The sequence below is a fragment of the Xanthobacter flavus genome (assembly GCF_017875275.1).
GTDB classification, from domain to species: domain Bacteria; phylum Pseudomonadota; class Alphaproteobacteria; order Rhizobiales; family Xanthobacteraceae; genus Xanthobacter; species Xanthobacter flavus_A.
Genome location: NZ_JAGGML010000001.1, coordinates 4,022,220 through 4,038,028, shown reverse-complemented (window position 1 = coordinate 4,038,028; position 15,809 = coordinate 4,022,220). Strand labels below are relative to the sequence as shown.

Annotated in this window: 15 protein-coding genes; 6 read left to right on the top strand and 9 right to left on the bottom strand. The window is 62.9% G+C overall.

The features are described 5' to 3' along the window. Positions 1-47: 47 nt before the first annotated feature. The 3 genes from J2126_RS19140 to J2126_RS19130 are packed head-to-tail and all read right to left on the bottom strand — an operon-like array spanning position 48 to position 2,077. Positions 48-809 carry an N-acyl homoserine lactonase family protein gene (locus tag J2126_RS19140; protein ID WP_209488443.1) on the bottom strand — a complete coding sequence of 254 codons (762 nt, stop codon included), beginning with the start codon at positions 807-809 and terminating at the stop codon, positions 48-50. Positions 810-835: 26 nt separating this feature from the next. Then, positions 836-1,609: an enoyl-CoA hydratase-related protein gene (locus J2126_RS19135; protein ID WP_209488441.1), complete on the bottom strand. Its 774-nt coding sequence runs from the start codon at positions 1,607-1,609 to the stop codon at positions 836-838. Then, positions 1,610-2,077: an acyl-CoA thioesterase gene (locus J2126_RS19130; RefSeq protein ID WP_209488439.1), complete on the bottom strand. Its 468-nt coding sequence runs from the start codon at positions 2,075-2,077 to the stop codon at positions 1,610-1,612. It lies immediately after the preceding gene. A 347-nt stretch (positions 2,078-2,424) separates the two neighbouring features. Here J2126_RS19130 and J2126_RS19125 point away from each other — a divergent pair, with 347 nt between their 5' ends. Then, positions 2,425-3,666 carry an ABC transporter substrate-binding protein gene (locus tag J2126_RS19125; RefSeq protein WP_209488438.1) on the top strand — a complete coding sequence of 414 codons (1,242 nt, stop codon included), beginning with the start codon at positions 2,425-2,427 and terminating at the stop codon, positions 3,664-3,666. On the opposite strand, the gene J2126_RS19120 is transcribed toward J2126_RS19125, so the two are convergent. Next, entirely contained in the window at positions 3,656-4,819 is a 1,164-nt protein-coding gene (locus J2126_RS19120; protein WP_209488437.1) for a winged helix-turn-helix transcriptional regulator, read from the bottom strand. The two genes, J2126_RS19125 and J2126_RS19120, sit on opposite strands and share 11 nt — an antisense overlap. A 334-nt stretch (positions 4,820-5,153) precedes the next feature. After that, a complete protein-coding gene (locus J2126_RS19115) occupies positions 5,154-5,963 on the bottom strand; it encodes an IclR family transcriptional regulator (protein WP_209488435.1) in 810 nt (269 codons plus the stop codon). A gap of 204 nt (positions 5,964-6,167) precedes the next feature. Here J2126_RS19115 and J2126_RS19110 point away from each other — a divergent pair, with 204 nt between their 5' ends. From J2126_RS19110 to J2126_RS19100, 3 genes are all read left to right on the top strand, one after another. After that, the gene (locus J2126_RS19110; protein WP_209488433.1) at positions 6,168-6,458 is read left to right on the top strand and encodes a DUF1330 domain-containing protein; all 291 of its coding nucleotides are present in this window, start codon (positions 6,168-6,170) and stop codon (positions 6,456-6,458) included. A 193-nt stretch (positions 6,459-6,651) separates the two neighbouring features. Beyond that, positions 6,652-7,197 carry a TRAP transporter small permease gene (locus J2126_RS19105; protein ID WP_209488432.1) on the top strand — a complete coding sequence of 182 codons (546 nt, stop codon included), beginning with the start codon at positions 6,652-6,654 and terminating at the stop codon, positions 7,195-7,197. Continuing rightward, on the top strand, positions 7,194-8,471 hold the full coding sequence (locus tag J2126_RS19100) for a TRAP transporter large permease (protein ID WP_209488430.1): 1,278 nt from the start codon (positions 7,194-7,196) through the stop codon (positions 8,469-8,471). Before J2126_RS19105 ends, J2126_RS19100 begins: the two co-directional genes overlap by 4 nt. 340 nt (positions 8,472-8,811) lie before the next feature. Here the strand turns inward: J2126_RS19100 and J2126_RS19095 are convergent, their stop codons facing one another. Beyond that, a complete protein-coding gene (locus tag J2126_RS19095) occupies positions 8,812-9,558 on the bottom strand; it encodes an SDR family oxidoreductase (protein ID WP_209488428.1) in 747 nt (248 codons plus the stop codon). 38 nt (positions 9,559-9,596) lie between these two features. Then, complete coding sequence (locus tag J2126_RS19090; protein ID WP_209488426.1) at positions 9,597-10,724, bottom strand: iron-containing alcohol dehydrogenase; 1,128 nt, start codon at positions 10,722-10,724, stop codon at positions 9,597-9,599. 947 nt (positions 10,725-11,671) lie between these two features. Here J2126_RS19090 and J2126_RS19085 point away from each other — a divergent pair. After that, positions 11,672-12,667 (top strand): TRAP transporter substrate-binding protein, encoded by a 996-nt coding sequence (locus J2126_RS19085; RefSeq protein ID WP_209488425.1) that lies wholly within the window; start codon positions 11,672-11,674, stop codon positions 12,665-12,667. Positions 12,668-12,824: 157 nt separating this feature from the next. Here the strand turns inward: J2126_RS19085 and J2126_RS19080 are convergent, their stop codons facing one another. After that, the gene (locus J2126_RS19080) at positions 12,825-13,763 is read right to left on the bottom strand and encodes a GlxA family transcriptional regulator (RefSeq protein ID WP_209490350.1); all 939 of its coding nucleotides are present in this window, start codon (positions 13,761-13,763) and stop codon (positions 12,825-12,827) included. A gap of 94 nt (positions 13,764-13,857) precedes the next feature. On the opposite strand from J2126_RS19080, the gene J2126_RS19075 reads away from it, so the two are divergent. After that, positions 13,858-14,544: a DJ-1/PfpI family protein gene (locus J2126_RS19075; protein ID WP_209488424.1), complete on the top strand. Its 687-nt coding sequence runs from the start codon at positions 13,858-13,860 to the stop codon at positions 14,542-14,544. Between the two features lie 15 nt (positions 14,545-14,559). On the opposite strand, the gene J2126_RS19070 is transcribed toward J2126_RS19075, so the two are convergent. After that, positions 14,560-15,774: an NAD(P)/FAD-dependent oxidoreductase gene (locus J2126_RS19070; RefSeq protein ID WP_209488422.1), complete on the bottom strand. Its 1,215-nt coding sequence runs from the start codon at positions 15,772-15,774 to the stop codon at positions 14,560-14,562. Between the last annotated feature and the right edge of the window lie 35 nt (positions 15,775-15,809).

The following is a 15,809-nucleotide window of genomic DNA, read 5'->3' as shown; positions in this document are numbered from 1 at the left end:
GGAAAATCCGCCTTGCGTGAGATGATGGATGGAAACGGGGCCGCGCCTTATTCGTAGGCGTCCGCCCCCTTCCGAAGGCTCTGCCATTGGGCGTCGTCATGGCCGCACAGCACGGTGGCACCGCCCGCCTCGATCCTGCGGATTTCCGCGATGGAGCGATGATGCTGATCGACGTTCCAGGTGTTCTTCGGCACCACGTCCGTATCGAGGCTGGTGCGCAGGCTCACCGCGTCCGAGGCCAGCAGGAAGGCGCCATCCCGGTCGAGCGAGACGAGAGCGCCCGTAAGCCCCGGCGTGTGACCGGGAAATGGGATGAGGGTGACGCGGCCGTCACCGAACAGATCCTTCTCTCCTTCAATCAGGTCGAGCGGATTGCCCTGGTCCCACTCCACCGGAAGATAGCCCGCCGAAGCCGCATTCTCGGCCTTCGCCGCGGCCAGCTCCGCCGCATGCACGACGACCGTCGCCTTGCGGAAGAAACCGTTGCAGCCGCAATGGTCGGGATGGAAATGCGAGCAGACCACCACGTCGATGTCGTCGGCCCCGAGGCCCACGCAGGCGAGTTGCGAAACCACGTTGTCCTCACGCCCCATGATCGGCGTCATGGCCCGCGCCACGCCGCCCCAGCGCGCTTCGGCATCGTCCACGACGGACGGGTGGCAGCCCGTGTCGAACAGAACGTTGCCCTGGGCATGGCGCAGCAGGATGGAGGCAACCGGCAGCTCGATGGTCTCGCTGCGGTCGGCATCGGGCTGATAGATATGACGCTTCATCCGGAGGCGGCCGCCGGAAAGCACGTGCATCTTCATTGCTGTTTCCTCCCGTGCGGGACCGCTTACCGCCCCTCGAAGCGCGGCGGGCGCTTCTCGGCGAAGGCGTTGCGACCCTCCTGATAGTCGAAGCTGCGGGATGCGCCGTCGATGCGTGCCTGGGCGGCATCGAGATCGAGCGCCCCGGCCCCCATGGCGATGCCGTCGAGGATGAACTTCGCGCCACTCACCGAGAGCGGCGCATTCGCCGCGATGCGCCCGGCGAGGTTACGGGCTGCCGCCATCGGATCGTCGGCCATCTCGTCCGCGAAGCCGATGCGCAGCGCCTCCTCGGCGGGGATGCGATCCGCGGTATAGAGGATGCGCTTCGCCTGTGTGAGCCCGACGAGGGAGAGCAGGCGCTGGGTGCTGCGCACGCCATAGACGATGGAGAGCTTCGCCGCCGGGATGCCGAAGATGGCGGTTGGCGCGGCGATGCGGAAATCGCAGGACATGGAGAGGTGGCAGCCGCCGCCGAGGCAATAGCCGGAGACCACCGCGATGGTCGGTTTACCGGCGCCGGCGATGGCGTCGGACGACGCATCCACCGCGACCTCATACTCGACGCTCTGCTCCAGCGTGTGGCGCACCACGGGGAATTCGGAAATGTCCGCCCCGACGCTGAAATCCGCGCCAGCTCCGACAAGCAGGATCGCCCGCACGTCGCGGTCCGCGCCAAGGTCGGAGAATATGCGCGCCACACCCCGCCACATGGCAAGCGTCATGGCATTGCGTTGCGCCGGACGATTCAGCGTGACGGTGGCGATGTGGTCCGCGACGGCGACTTCAATATCAGCCATTCAGCCCTCCCTGGTCCCGACGCCCGCCTCGCCGACGACGAGGGGCGCAAGAACATGGCGCAGCTTGTCGGGGAGCGGAACCGGCCGGTTCGTGGCGCGATCCACGTAGACATGGATGAAATGCCCCTGCGCGGCCGCCACATCGTCCGCATCGCGAAAGATGCCGATCTCGTATCGCACGCTGGTGGTTCCGAGCCGCCCGACACGCAGGCCCGCATGCACCTTTGAGGGAAACGACAGCGACGAGAAATACTGGCAGCGCGTCTCCACCACGAGGCCGATAATCGGGCTCGCCTGGACATCCAGCGCCCCCGTCTCGATCAGGTAATGGCCCACAGCCGTATCGAAGAACGAGTAGTAAACCACGTTGTTCACGTGCTGGTAGACGTCGTTGTCCATCCACCGCGTCGTGATCTCCCGAAAGTGGCGATAGTCCTGCCGCCGGTCCGGCGTTGTGCGCGCGCTCACCTCACGCCTCCCTTCAAGGACGGCCCGCGGACGGGCACCAGCAGCCTTGACCGGCGCCCAACCCGACCGACCACGGCCGCGGCAATCGGATCTGCCGATCAATTCGTAACTTGCATTAATAGACTGAAAGTGCTGTTGTCAATGTCGCACCGACCGACACGGGACAAATTGCCCGGCCTTCGACAGCATTTCCCGCAGCGAGCGCAGATCCGTACTGCATTGCGGGATAACGCCACCGATATGCGGCAATTGAAACGTCCATTTATGCAAGAAATCAGTCGGCGCAGGGACAGACCACCCGGACGCTAAGCCGGAAAGGCGCGCCGGATCACGCAGGAGGAAGACGGATGTCCAGAATTGCACACGTGGCGACGATCTGCGCCGCGTTCGCCATGTCGCTGCCGGCCTATGCTCAGAGCCCGGCGGCACCGCCCGCGGCCGGCAAGATTTCCAATGACCTGGTGAAGATCGGCGTTCTCACCGACATGTCCGGTCAGTTCTCCCACGAATCGGGCGAGGGGTCGGTCACGGCGGTGAAGATGGCCGTGGAGGACTTCGGCGGGAAGGTTCTCGGCAAGCCCATCGAGGTCATTGTCGCCGACCACCAGAACAAGACCGAAGTCGCCATTGCCAAGGCGAAGGAATGGTTCGACGTGGACAAGGTCGACATGATCGCCAACCTGATCAATTCGGCCGTCGCCATCGGTGTCGCCGGCGTTGCCAAGGAGAAGAACGGCATCGCCATCATCAACGGCTCGGGCTCCTCCCGCCTCACCGGCGACATGTGCACGCCGAACTCGATCCACTATGCCTACGACACCTACGCGCTGGCTGTCGGCACCGGAAATGCGCTCATCAAGCAGGGCAAGAAGAACTGGTTCTTCCTGACCGCGGACTATGCCTTCGGTCATGCTCTGGAGGCCGACACCGCGTCGGTGGTGAAGGCGGGCGGAGGCAACGTGGTGGGCTCCGTGCGCTACCCCATCAACACCCTCGACCACGGTTCCTTCATGCTTCAGGCGCAGGGATCGGGCGCGGACGTGATCGCCGTTGCCGGCTCCGGCACCGTGTTCATCAACGCCGTGAAGGCCGCGCACGATTTCGGGCTGGGGCAGTCCGGCAAGCAGTCCCTCGCCGGGCTCCTGGTGTGGATCTCCGACATCCACTCCATGGGCCTTGAGAACGCCCAGGGCCTCGTGCTCACCAATGCCTTCTACTGGGATCGGGACGACGAGACTCGCGCCTTCTCCAAGCGCTTCGAGGCGCGCATGGGCCGCAAGCCGCACATGGGCGATGCGGGCGACTATTCTTCCACCATGCACTATCTGAAGGCTGTCGAGGCTGCCGGCACCGACGAAGCACAGGCCGTGATGGCCAAGATGCGCGAGATGAAGGTCAACGACTTCTTCGCCAAGAACGGCTACATCCGCGCCGATGGCCGCTTCATCCACGACATGTACGTCTATCAGGTGAAGAGCCCTTCGGAATCGAAGGGCCCATGGGACTATTACAAGCTTGTGCAGGTCATTCCGGGCGAACAGGCCTTCCGTCCGCTGTCGCAGAGCCAGTGCCCGCTGATCAAGAAGTAACGGTCGCCGGGCGGCGCCGACGAGGCGCTGCCCGCTTCCCCGGCTTGGCCTCATCCTCTTGCGCCCGATCTTGGCCGGGCGCATCCGGAGCAGGCGCATCCTCGCCTGACACCAGAATATCCACCGTCCGATCACCGGCCAAAGGCGCGCCATACTGCGCCGGATCGTAATTGAGGCGGTAGCGCATGTCGGGCGCCTCGATGGGCTTGCGGCACTTGTCACAGACCACCACCGCCGAAAAATCGTGCCCGCAATCGAGATGCGTGAGGACCAGCGGGGGATCCCCGGCTGAAAGCCATCGGTCGCCCCACGCGCCCATGGTGATGAATGCGCCGTAGAGATCCTTGCCCATTTCGGTGAGCCGATATTCGTAGCGGTCAGGCAGATCCTGGTACTTGACCCGCGCGAACACCCCGCGCGTGACCAGCCGGCCGAGCCGTTCGGTGAGAATATTGGGCGCGATCCGCAGCTCGGTCTGCATCTGGTCGAAGCGCCGCACGCCGAAGAACGCCTCGCGCAGGATGAGAAAGCTCCAGCGGTCGCCGATGATTTCCAGCGACCTTGACACCGAACTCGGGCGCCCGCGCGAGAAGCTCGCGGATTCCGCCGTCCGTCGCGCCCGCTTGGCCGGCTCCACGGGGGTGCGGCCGGCGCCCGGTCCGTCGCGGTAGCGCACGCGGTTCGCCTTCACCTCGCCGAGGCAGTGGGAACAGGCCACATAGGGCTCGCACTCCGCGCCGCATGTGGCGTGGATCAATCGCAGCGGCGGCCCTTCCGGCCCCGACAGCCACCGGTCGCCGAATCGGATCAGCGCGACGAAGCTCGGGTACAACTCCATTCCACAGCGGGTGAGATGATATTCGGCCCGGCTTGAGTTCGCCGAATAGTGCACCTGACGGAAAATGCCGCGTACGGTGAGGCGCTTCAGCCGTTCCGCAAGCGTGCCGCGCGGCAGCCCGAGCGCGGTCCGGAACTGTTCAAACCGCTGCGCACCAAAGAACGCCTCGCGTATGACGAGGAAGCTCCACGCATCCGACATGATGGAGATTGTGCGTCCGACCGAGCAGTTGCGTTCAAACAGTTGAGGCACCGCCTGGCTCCTGGATGCGGTCTTCGCATTCGCTCCAGGGCCCGCACGCTTCTCGTTCGGCATTTGGCCGCGCACTCCATGTGATCATGTTCAGTCCAACTATAGTACCAATGATTCCGCGCGTCGTGCGCATATCGATGGGCCTGAGCGCCCTTGGATGCCGCGCCGATGCCACTGCGACTTAGAAGCGCTGCGGCAACCAATCATCGCATTCATCTACAAATAAACTTCACAATTATCTTTACTCAATCAATCATTGCGCCTTCATGGCGAAATATCACGTGCTTGTGGTGACGGCATCCGGAGACATGCCCCCCGACGGCGGCGGCCTTGATGACGGGGACGGCCGAGATCAGGTCGACCCGGTGTCGTGCTGGGCACCAGGAGCGGACAGAGGCTAGAGCATCCTGGACAATTCGGCACTGATACGTTGCGCCGTTTCACGCACCAGCCTTCCGCAGAGTTCGTGACGCCGCTCATCGTGCCGGTACACCGGCATACTGATACTCACCGCACCAACCGGCTCCCGCGAACGATTGAAAATCGGGCTACCGAAACAGCGGATGTCCGGTTCGTTTTCCTCGTCGTCGAACGCAAACCCCTGCTCACGCGCCCGCTTCAATTCCTCCAACAGCGCTGCGGGTGTCGTGAACGTCCTGGCGGTGTGGCGCCTCAGGTCAAGTCCCTTGAGAACCTCCAGGAGCCGCTGCTGTGGCAGCCCGGACAGCCACGCCTTTCCCACGGACGTGGAGTGCAGTTCCACCTGGCCACCGATACTGGTTTTCATCTGCACCCTGTTAGAGCCCACCAACTTGTCTATGTAGACCATCCGGTTATTGCTCGGCACCGCAAGATGCACGGTCTCGTCCGTCGCGTCGCGAAGCGAAACCAGAAAATCCCTCGCGATCGTCCGCAAGTCGGAATCCTCCCATGTCTTTGCAGCAAACTGCAGAAGACGTGGCCCCAGACGAAACGTTCCATTCTCTCCTGCCTGCGTGACGAGCCCCTCCGCCATGAGCGCCGAAACGAGGCGGTAGACCGTACCGCGGGGAAACGGCGCGCGCTTTGTAAGCTGCGCAATGTTCAGCATTCCCGGTGCCTCGGCGATGATCTGCAGCACCGCCATGAACTTCGAGAACGAGGCGGCTCCCTGCACATGATGAGGCGCTCCAGCATCGCCCTCGCCCTGCAGCTCATTCTGGGTCACGGAAATACCTCGCAACTTGACATCGGACCATCGCGGCACTACAAATTTGGGCAGAGTGTCCACATTGTAGTCAATACTCTTCGTCGGTTCTAGCCCCGCGATCGGGGAGGTTCAACGACAAACTCTCAACGCTGAATGTGAATGGTTAGAGGCTTCCACGCCGTCCGTAAGAGATGGCGGGAAGTTCATGCTGGGAGGAAGCAAATGACCAAGAAAGGCTACTGGGTTGCAATGGTCGATATTGCAAGCCATGAGGGTTACAAAGAATACATTTCGTTGAACAAGGCGGCGTTCGACAAATACGGCGCGACCTTTGTCGTTCGCGCCGGACAGAGCCAGGTTATGGAAGGCCCTGACGCGAACCGCCTCGCAGTAATCGAGTTCAAGGATTACGATACCGCCCTCGCCTGCTACAACTCGCCCGAGTATCAGAGGGCTATCGAGGCCCGACAGAAGCACGCCAAGGTGCATCTGGCCGTGGTGGAAGGTGTCTGACACCGGACGAATTGCCTGGTGCCTCCTGCCATACCGGCAGGAGGAACGGTTACCTTCACCTCGCGCGCAGTTCGATCGGATAGTTAGGCGAGCTTTACCCACCCAGCCTGCTGGACGTGCTCGGCTCAAAATCTCCGGATCCTCGTTGGAGTGCGGCGCAAGCCGCATGCGCGCACAACCTTTGTGAGCGGCCATGTCTTCAGCGTTGCACTGGTTATTCAAGGCCTTTGACGTCTTCATCGTCATCGGAATGGCAGTCATCAGCCTCCTAATCTTTACAAACGTCGTGCTGCGCTATGGTTTCAGCTCAGGCATTCCATTTGCAGTCGAGGTGTCCCGTGTCGTCCTCGTCTGGGTCATCTTCATGGGATCCGTGGTGGCTCTGGCCAAGGGCGCGCATCTCGGCGTCGAGTCCCTGGTCGTCCGCTTGCCGCCAAGGATGCGTTGGGTCTGCTTTCTTGCTTCCTACGGCCTGATGCTGTGGTGCTGCTGGCTCATGGGCGAAGGCAGCTGGTCGCTGACCCTCATCGAGTGGAGCAACGTCCAGGCCCTGTCTGGGATTCCCGTCGGTGCCATCTATGCAGCGGGTTTCGTCGCCGCGATCCTGATGGCCCTCGTTCTTCTTCTTGATCTGTGGCGCTCGCTGCGCGGCATCCTGCCGGCCCCCTGGTCGGGGGTCGAGCATGTTGAGCCCCTGCCGGTCGTGGTTCCCCCGCGCACTTCGGAGGAAACGCCATGACCGGCCTGGTATTCGTCGCCTCGCTCCTCGGCGCGATGGGCATCGGGATTCCCATTGCGTTCGCCCTGATGCTGTCGGGCGTTGCGATGATGCTGCTGATGGGAAATCTGGATGCCAACATCCTGGCGCAACGCCTGGTCAATGGCGCAGACAGCTATCCGCTGATGGCGATCCCCTTCTTCCTCATCGCGGGCGAGCTCATGAACGCGGGCGGCCTCTCGCGCCGCATCGTGAACGTGGCATTGGCGCTGGTCGGCCACGTCCGTGGCGGCCTCGGCTACGTGGTCATCGGCACGGGTCTCATCCTTGCCAGCGTCTCCGGCTCCGCAATCGCGGATACGGCGACGCTCGCTGTCATGCTGGTCCCGCTGATGCGGGATGCCGGCTACCACATGGGTCGAGCATCGGGCCTGATGGCGGCGACAGGCATTATCGCACCCGTGATCCCGCCATCTGTCGGCTTCATCATTCTGGGCGTTACCGCGAATATTTCCATCGTCGGCCTGTTCTTTGCCGGAATCGTGCCAGGCGTGATGATGGGGCTCAGTCTCATGGTTGCCTGGTGGTTCCTCTCCAAGAAGGAGACGGCGTCGGTTCGGCTCAAATTGCCGCGCAGGGACATCCCGAGAACTATCGTGACCGCCGGCTGGGCGTTGATGATGCCGGTGATCATCCTGGCGGGCCTGCGGTTCGGCATCTTCACGCCAACCGAGGCCGGCGTTGTTGCGGCCGCCTATGCAATGTTCGTGGGACTATTTGTGTATCGCGAGCTGACGCTGCGGGGGCTCTATGAGGCGCTGCTCGCGGCCGGGCGCTTGACGGCGGTGATCATGCTGCTGGTCGCAGCCTCCACGATCTCCGGCTTCATGCTGACGATCTCGAACATGCCTGCCCAGCTCGTCAGTCTCCTTCAGCCATTTATCGGCTCCCCGATCCTGCTGATGGGCATGATCGTTATTGCAGTCTTCGTCGTCGGCACGGCACTCGATTTCGCACCATCCATCACCATTCTCGTCCCCCTCCTGATGCCGATCGTCAAAGCGGCCGGTATCGACCCGGTTTACTTCGGCGTCATATTCATGATGGTCAACGCGGTCGGCCTGATCACACCTCCTGTCGGAACGGTCCTCAACACAGTGTGCGGAATCAGCGGAGTTTCAATGGATGAGGCAACGAAGGGCGCCATGCCCTATCTTCTGGCTCAGATGCTGCTCATTCTGCTCTTGGTTCTGTTCCCAGCATTGGTGACCGTTCCGGCGAAGTGGCTCCATTGAGGGTCGGATCGCGCTCTATACTGGGAAGGCGAACTGGCCATCAACGACGGCCGCTCCGCAGTTCTGGCGAGGACGGCAGCAAAATCCTGAAGGGAAGTTGCGGGCGCCGACGCAGCGCAAGCCTGAGTGCCCGCACGTCGTCGGGCGGCGACTTCGTGTCAGTTTCGCGAAGAACTCGACCAGTCGGCGAAGCGCTCTCAGGACGATCCGGCAGTCGGTCGCTCCATCGAAACGTGCGATGGATTGGCGCCTGAACCGAATGCGGACGAGGCGCCGACAGAGTGGCTGACGGGCATTGCACGGCCGCCACGCCCTTCTGACACTTCGCGAGCGCAAAGGATCAGAGCCCTCCGGCGACCGTGATCAACGTGCCTGTCATGAAGCCGGAGCCGGGAGACGCGAGCATCAGGGCAGCGCGCGCGATATCCTCGGGTTCCGCGATACGCCCCATGGGGGTTAACGCGGCAATCCTGGCCGGGCGCTCGGGGTTTCCACCTTGGGAGTGTATCCGCGTGTTGGTGGTCCCGACGCGGATGGCATTGACGCGGATGCCCTCCGGGGCCAGCTCCTTGCCCGCACCGAAAGTCATCGATTCCAACGCCCCCTTGGTGGCGGCATAGTGGACATATTCGTTGGGGCTGCCAAGCAAGGCGGCAAGCGACGACATGTTCACAATCGTGCCGCCTTGGCCGCCCTTGCGGGTGGACATGCGTCTCGCGGCCTCCTGGATACAATACATGGCGCCGAAGACGTTTATCCTGAAGGCGGTTTCCAGCACCTCGGGCTGTAAATCCTCTATCCTGCCGGCCTTCCCAATGATGCCGGCATTGTTGACCAGGCAGGTCACTCTCCCGAGTTCATCATCGCAGGCTCTGAACAGAGCTTCTATGTCCTCTTTGTCGCCCACGTCTCCCTGGACCGCGATGGCCCTTGCGCCCGTGGCAAGGCAGGCGTCGACGACTTCGGACGCCGCGGCGCCGTCCGACAAATAGTTTATGCAAACATCATAGCCGTCGGCGGCGAACAGCCTGGCCGTTGCAGCACCGATGCCGTGGCTTGCACCCGTCACGATCACGATCGGTCTCACGTAACTCCCTCCTTAGACCGTCTCCGGGTGTTCTGAGATCAAAAGACGGTCTCGAGGATCGCGGCGTAGTCTTCCTTGGTCAAAGGACGTGGATTGGTCGGATGGCTATGGTCTGCGATGGCTCGCTCGCACACCCAATCGAGGACGTGGCGGGGCACCCCAAGATCGGACAGTTTCGGTGTGATGCTCAATCGACTGTTCAACTCGTCCAGTGCGTCCGGGAGGGTTGTTGCTTCAAGCCCTGCAAGGCTTTCAAGGTGGCGCACCTTCTCGGCAACCGGTTCAACTTCCACATTCCACCGAAGGACGGTCGGCATCAGGATGGCGTTGAGTGTTCCATGATGAAGCTTCGCCTCCTTAAGCCCCCCCAGGGCATGGCTCAGCGCATGGACGGCTCCGAGACCCTTCTGGAATGTCATGCCGCCTTCAAGCGCGCCCATCATGAGTTCGGTCCGCGCCTCCGCGTTCGTGCCATCGGCGTAGGCAACAGGCAAAGCCTTCCAGATGCGCTTGAATCCGTCAGTGGCAATTGCCTCGGCAGGGGGGTTGAAGCGGGGCGAAATGTATGTCTCGATACAGTGCGACAGCGCGTCGAGACCTGTCGACGCGGTCAGAGCCGGAGGAAGCCCCATCGTCAGCGCTGGGTCACAGACCGCTCTGCGTGGGATCAGGAACGGGCTGATGAAGCCGAGCTTTCGGCCGTCATTCAGGGTGATCAGCGCCGCGCGGCCAACTTCGGAGCCGGTGCCAGCCGTGGTCGGAATGGCCACGAGTGGCGCGACCGCACTTGTTATTCGGGCTACGCCGCCCAGAATCGCCGCATAGCGCTCCAGTTCGCCTTCATGTGTGGCGAGAAGAGCCACGCCCTTGGCCAGGTCGATGGGAGATCCCCCGCCGATCGCCACGACGCCATCGCAGCCCACTTGCCTGTACAGTTCGAGACCAGCAGCAACCGCGCTTTCGGTCGGGTTGGTGGGAACGTCCAAGAAGACCGGAGCCGAACTTAGAAAGGCAAAGCCCGGACGGTCGAGTATGCCGGCAGCTTTGATGCCGTGATCGCTGATCACCAGAGGGCGCGACATGCCGAGTTCGCGCAGCGTCTCCGCCAGCGAGTCGGACGCTCCCAGCCCGAAATTGATGTTTGTGAGATAGGTAATGGTATACACGCCTCCGACCTCCCTCGTGTTCCGCCTGCCTGCATCGCTCCAGCAATCTTGGCTTCCGGCACGTCGTCGTTTAGCCGGCGCATCCAACGCACGCCCGCATCATTTTTGTCCATAATATGGACGTTATGTCCATATACAGGTGTATGCGGAAGTCTTATCTTGTCAAGCACCTCCGCCGGATTCCGGTCATTACCCCACCCCTCAGGGCCATGGCTTGAGAGCCTGCTCTGCCTGCCGTCCTGCAGTTTCGACGCTAATATCGTCACGAAAGCATTTTCGGAGCTGACGGCATTGCTCCGCGCAAAGGCCGAGCGCGCAATCGACGCCCTCTCACGTCGGCTCTCTCATGACATTCGTAAGCAGATCAAATGTGCGCGCGCTTCCAAACACCGGATGCGGTGCAGAAAATCCTGAGGAATTATTGTTCGCATGCGATGGGCATTGATTTTCTACACCGACCACTGACGAGAGCTGCGATGTGAATCAAGCTGACAAACACCCGATCGCAAGGACCCGAGAGCGGCGATGAAGCATTGACAATCAATTCTAGGTCTGTCCAGAATAACGTAATGGACATACCGTCCATATTGTGGGCAAGCATCTCGATCATTGGTTCGCATCGAGTCCGAGGGATGCTTGGAGTGATTTCCCTATGGTTCGCACGCTCGAGGGCGAGCTGTGGGCCTTGCCTCCGTTGGCCGCGGGCGGACTTCGGGCAATTTCCCCTCAGATTACGCCCATCGTAAATCCAGACATTCGAGGATCAAACTACCGTCGGCGTCATCTTCAAATGGAGGCCACCATAGGTCACGAGATCTTTGCTTCAGCGTAGATGGCGCGCCACCTGTCTACCAGGCTGAATATACATAACAAAGTGACAGCCATGGCCCCTTCTTGACGGCAGATGCTGGGTCCTTGGTCCAATAAAAAGTATCGGGAGGAAAACTATGACAACTCGGATTATTACTGCAGCGCTTCTGGGATCTCTTCTGGCCGCCACGCCAGCCGCGGCTCAGAACCCCCGCCTGGGATACGTTCCTGTCGATGATCATCCGGTTGGACAAGCTTCGCGTTATTTTGCGAAGCTGGTGGAAGTGAAGACCGATGGCCGCATCAAGATCGAAACATTCGGCAACGGCTTACTCGGGAGCGAGCCCGAGATGCAGGCGTCGGCTCAGGCGGGTTTCATCGACATCATGGTTGGCCCTACGCCAAATCTGGTCGGCGTCGTCCCCCAGTTCATGATCTTCGACCTCCCGTTTTTCTATAAGGACTTTGCCGCGGCGGATGCCGTCATGGACGGCGCGGTCGGCGAAAAGCTGTTCGCACAGTTGAAGGAAAAGACCGGCATTGTCGGGTTGGCCTGGTGGGACAATGGCTTCCGCCATATGACCAACGCAAAACGCCCCGTCAACACGGTGCAAGATATGGCCGGGCTCAATATCCGCGTCATACCCAACCCGCTCTTCATCGCGACTTGGACGGCGCTGGGAACAAATCCGACACCTCTTCCCTGGCCAGAACTGTTCAGTGCACTCGAAAATCGTGCTGTAGACGCTCAGGAGACGCCATACGCTCTGATCTACACCGCAAGATTCTATGAGGTGCAGAGCCATCTGGCCAAGACAGGGCACGTCTATACGCCGTTTGTTCTTCTTGCCAGCCCCAAATGGTTTGGCAGTCTTTCAGAAAAGGACCGGGCGGCGGTCATGGAGGCCGCGAAGGAATCGGCCGCCTTCCAACGGGATATTTCTCGCAAGGCGGCAGAACAGCTGGAAGTCGAGCTCCAGGCTAAGGGCTTCAAGATTACCCGCCCGACACCCGAAGCGCTGAAAGCAATGAGCGAACGTGTTGCACCCGTCGTGACAGAGTACAGCAAAAAGATCGGCCTCGATCTCGTGGAGCAGGCCCGCACCGCCATGGCCGCGAGTGCCAAGCCATAGTCGCGTTCGAACCCCTGGAGCCGCCGCGGGGACGGACGCGCGGCGGTGCCCAGGATGAGCGATTGGCCACAGGTGCATCGGGAACCGAAGTGCGGTGGGACACTGGCGTCCGAATCTGGAACGCCAATGCAAGCCCGGGGTTGAGTTTGAGCTCGGCCTAAATGGTCCGAGCCGCGCGCCGCAGTGATTGTGGCGCTTGGCCGAAGGCGCGGACGAAGGCGCGGCGCATGCGCTCCGGATCCCGAAAGCCGGTCACTTCAGCGACACGTTCGATGGGTTCCGACGATGACTGTACGTGCTCTCGGGCGACCTCCAGGCGCAAGCGCTCGATGGCCTTGGAGGGCGTCGTCCCGGTCTCCGCGGTGAAAATGCGCGCGAAATGGCGGGGGCTCAGCCCCGCCCGGTCGGCGAGCATGTCGACGGTAAGGGGTTTGTCCAGATGCTCCCGCACCCAGGTGAGCAGGGCGCCGAACCGCCCATTCGGAGTCTTCAGTTCCAGAAGCGAGGAGAATTGTGACTGCCCCCCGCTGCGGCGATGGTAGAGCACCAGCTGGCAGGCGATGTGCTTTGCAACCGCATCCCCATGCTCCTCCGCCGCGATGGCCAGCGCGAGATCGATCCCGGCGGTGATACCGGCAGAGGTCCAGACGTTGCCGTCGCGCAGGAAGATGCGGTCCGGATCAAGCCTCACCTTCGGATAGCGAGAGACGAAATCCTGCGTGCGGCACCAGTGGGTCGTTGCCTTGCGACCGTCCAGCAGCCCCGCCGCCGCCAGGACGTAGGCGCCGGAGCAAACGCTCGCCACCCGCACGCCGCGCGCGGCATTGCGGCGGACGAAGGCCAGGGTCGTCCGGCAGTCGATGGCGGCCTCGACACCCAGCCCGCCGGCGACGACAAGCGTCGTGATGGACTTGGCCGACGTGAGGCTGGAGGCCACCACCTCAACCCCACAGGAGCTACGGACCGGCCCGGGCTGTGCCGCGATCATCTGCACGTTCGGTGCGGTGGAAACCAGGCGGCGCGCGATCTCGAACACCGATGCCGGACCCGAAGCGTCCAAAAGCTGGAAATCCGGGAAGATCAGGATGCCGATCATCGCCATGGCTGAAAACGAGGGAACCGTGACATTCTACATATGATCGCACCATGCCATGCTCGGCGGGTCAAGATCGGACCCCGAAGGTCGTAGAATGTCCTCATCCCTGCAATTCGGCTTGCTCGTCTTTCCCCGCATCACGCAGCTCGACATGACCGGACCCCTGCAGGTGTTCTCCAGCCTGCCCGGCGCCGAGGTCCATCTGGTCTGGAAGCGCATCGAGGCAGTGCAGAGCGACACCGTGCTCTCCATCCTGCCCACCACCACCTTCGCTGATTGTCCCCGACTCGACGTCATCTGTGTTCCCGGCGGCTACGGCACCGATGACCTGATGGGCGACGACGAGGTGCTGAATTTCCTTCGCACGCAGGCGGCCGGCGCCAAGTTCGTCACCTCGGTCTGCACGGGCTCGCTGGTGCTTGCCGCAGCCCGGCTGCTGGAGGGGCGCAAGGCCGCGACTCACTGGAGCGCCATCGATGTCCTGCCCGTCTTTGGCGTGACTGCGAGCCGCGAGCGGGTGTGCATTGACGGAAACCGCATCACGGGCGGCGGCATCACCGCCGGCATCGATCTCGGCCTGACCGTGATTTCCGAATTGGTGGATCGCAGGACCGCCGAAGCCATCCAGCTGCGCCTGGAATACAATCCCGCGCCCCCCTTCAATGCGGGATCGCCAGAGACGGCCCCGGCCGATGTTCTGGCGCTGCTCCAAGAGAGGATGAAGGTGGCCAAGGCGCGCCGGCTCGACCTTGCCAAAGCGGCAGCGGCCCGCGCATCCTGAGGCGCCCAACGATTGCTAGTTCACGCCGCGGTCGAGACCATCGACCGCGGCCGCATCGCCGTCGATGGACCGTGCCAGACGCTCGGCCGTTACCGGCCCAAGGGTGAAACCCTGATGGCCGTGGCCGAAGTGGAACCACAGGCCGGCGTGGCGCTTCGCCGGGCAGACGAGCGGCAACAGGCCCGGCAGGCAGGGGCGCGTGCCGGACCAGGGCGTTGCTTCCACGGGCAATCCCAGATCCACGAAGGACCGGGCTGCGGCCTCGCCCCGCGCGAGCTGGCGTGGACTGGCGGCCGGCTCCACGGCGGAAAGCTCCGCGGCGGTTGCGATGCGCAGGCCGTCGCGCATCGGCGACAGGACCACCGAGTGGTCCGCGAGCAGCATGGGCCGGGTGAGGCGGTGGGTGCCGCCATAGTGGCGATGATAGCCGCGCTTGCGCACCATCGGCACGCGATAGCCGAGCGGCCGGAGCAACTCCGGCGACCAGGGCCCGAGTGCCACGACGACGATCTTCACGTCCATTCCCGCGACCTGCCAGCCGGCACCGGCACGCTGGAGGGTCCGTGCATCGCCAGTGGCGAGCCGACCGCCGCGCTCCTCGAACAGCCGCGCGTAGGCGTCCACCAGCCCTCCCGGTGCAAGGCAGGTCCAGGGCGCAGTCCAGTGAACGGCCCCTGCCGGCGCGCGCCGCAAGGCAGGCTCGGCTGCGGCAAGCCCCGCCCGGTCGGCGACAGAGAAGGGGACACCATGCTCACGCCCCTTTCGCTCGGCCTCGCGCACGGCGGCAGCAAGGCCAGGCTCTGTGTCATGGACCTCCCAATAGCCGTCCCGACGGATCAGTTCCTCGGCGCCCGCCGCCTCGATGAGGGCGGCGTGTCGGGGCACAGCCTCCGACACCAGCTGGCGCCAGAGCGGAATGACCCGGCCCAAGGGACCGGGCAGGGATGATCGCCAGTAGCCGAAGAGCGCGGGCGCCTGCCCGGGCAAAGACGGCCAGTGCAGGTTGACGGCATTCCTGGCGCCGCCCGCCATCGCGAGGAGCGCCAGCGGACTTGTCGGCAGCGCGTACGGCTCGACAGCTTCGGCCTGGATGATGCCCGCATTGCCGTAGCTCGTCTCCGAACCGGGGCGCGCGCGATCGATGACGACACAGTCGTGTCCCCGCTCCTGCAGAGCCAGCGCCGTGGCGACGCCGACCATGCCGGCACCGAGAACTGCAATTTCAGCCATGCTGCTTCCCTGAGAACCGCCGCGTGAAGGCCGCA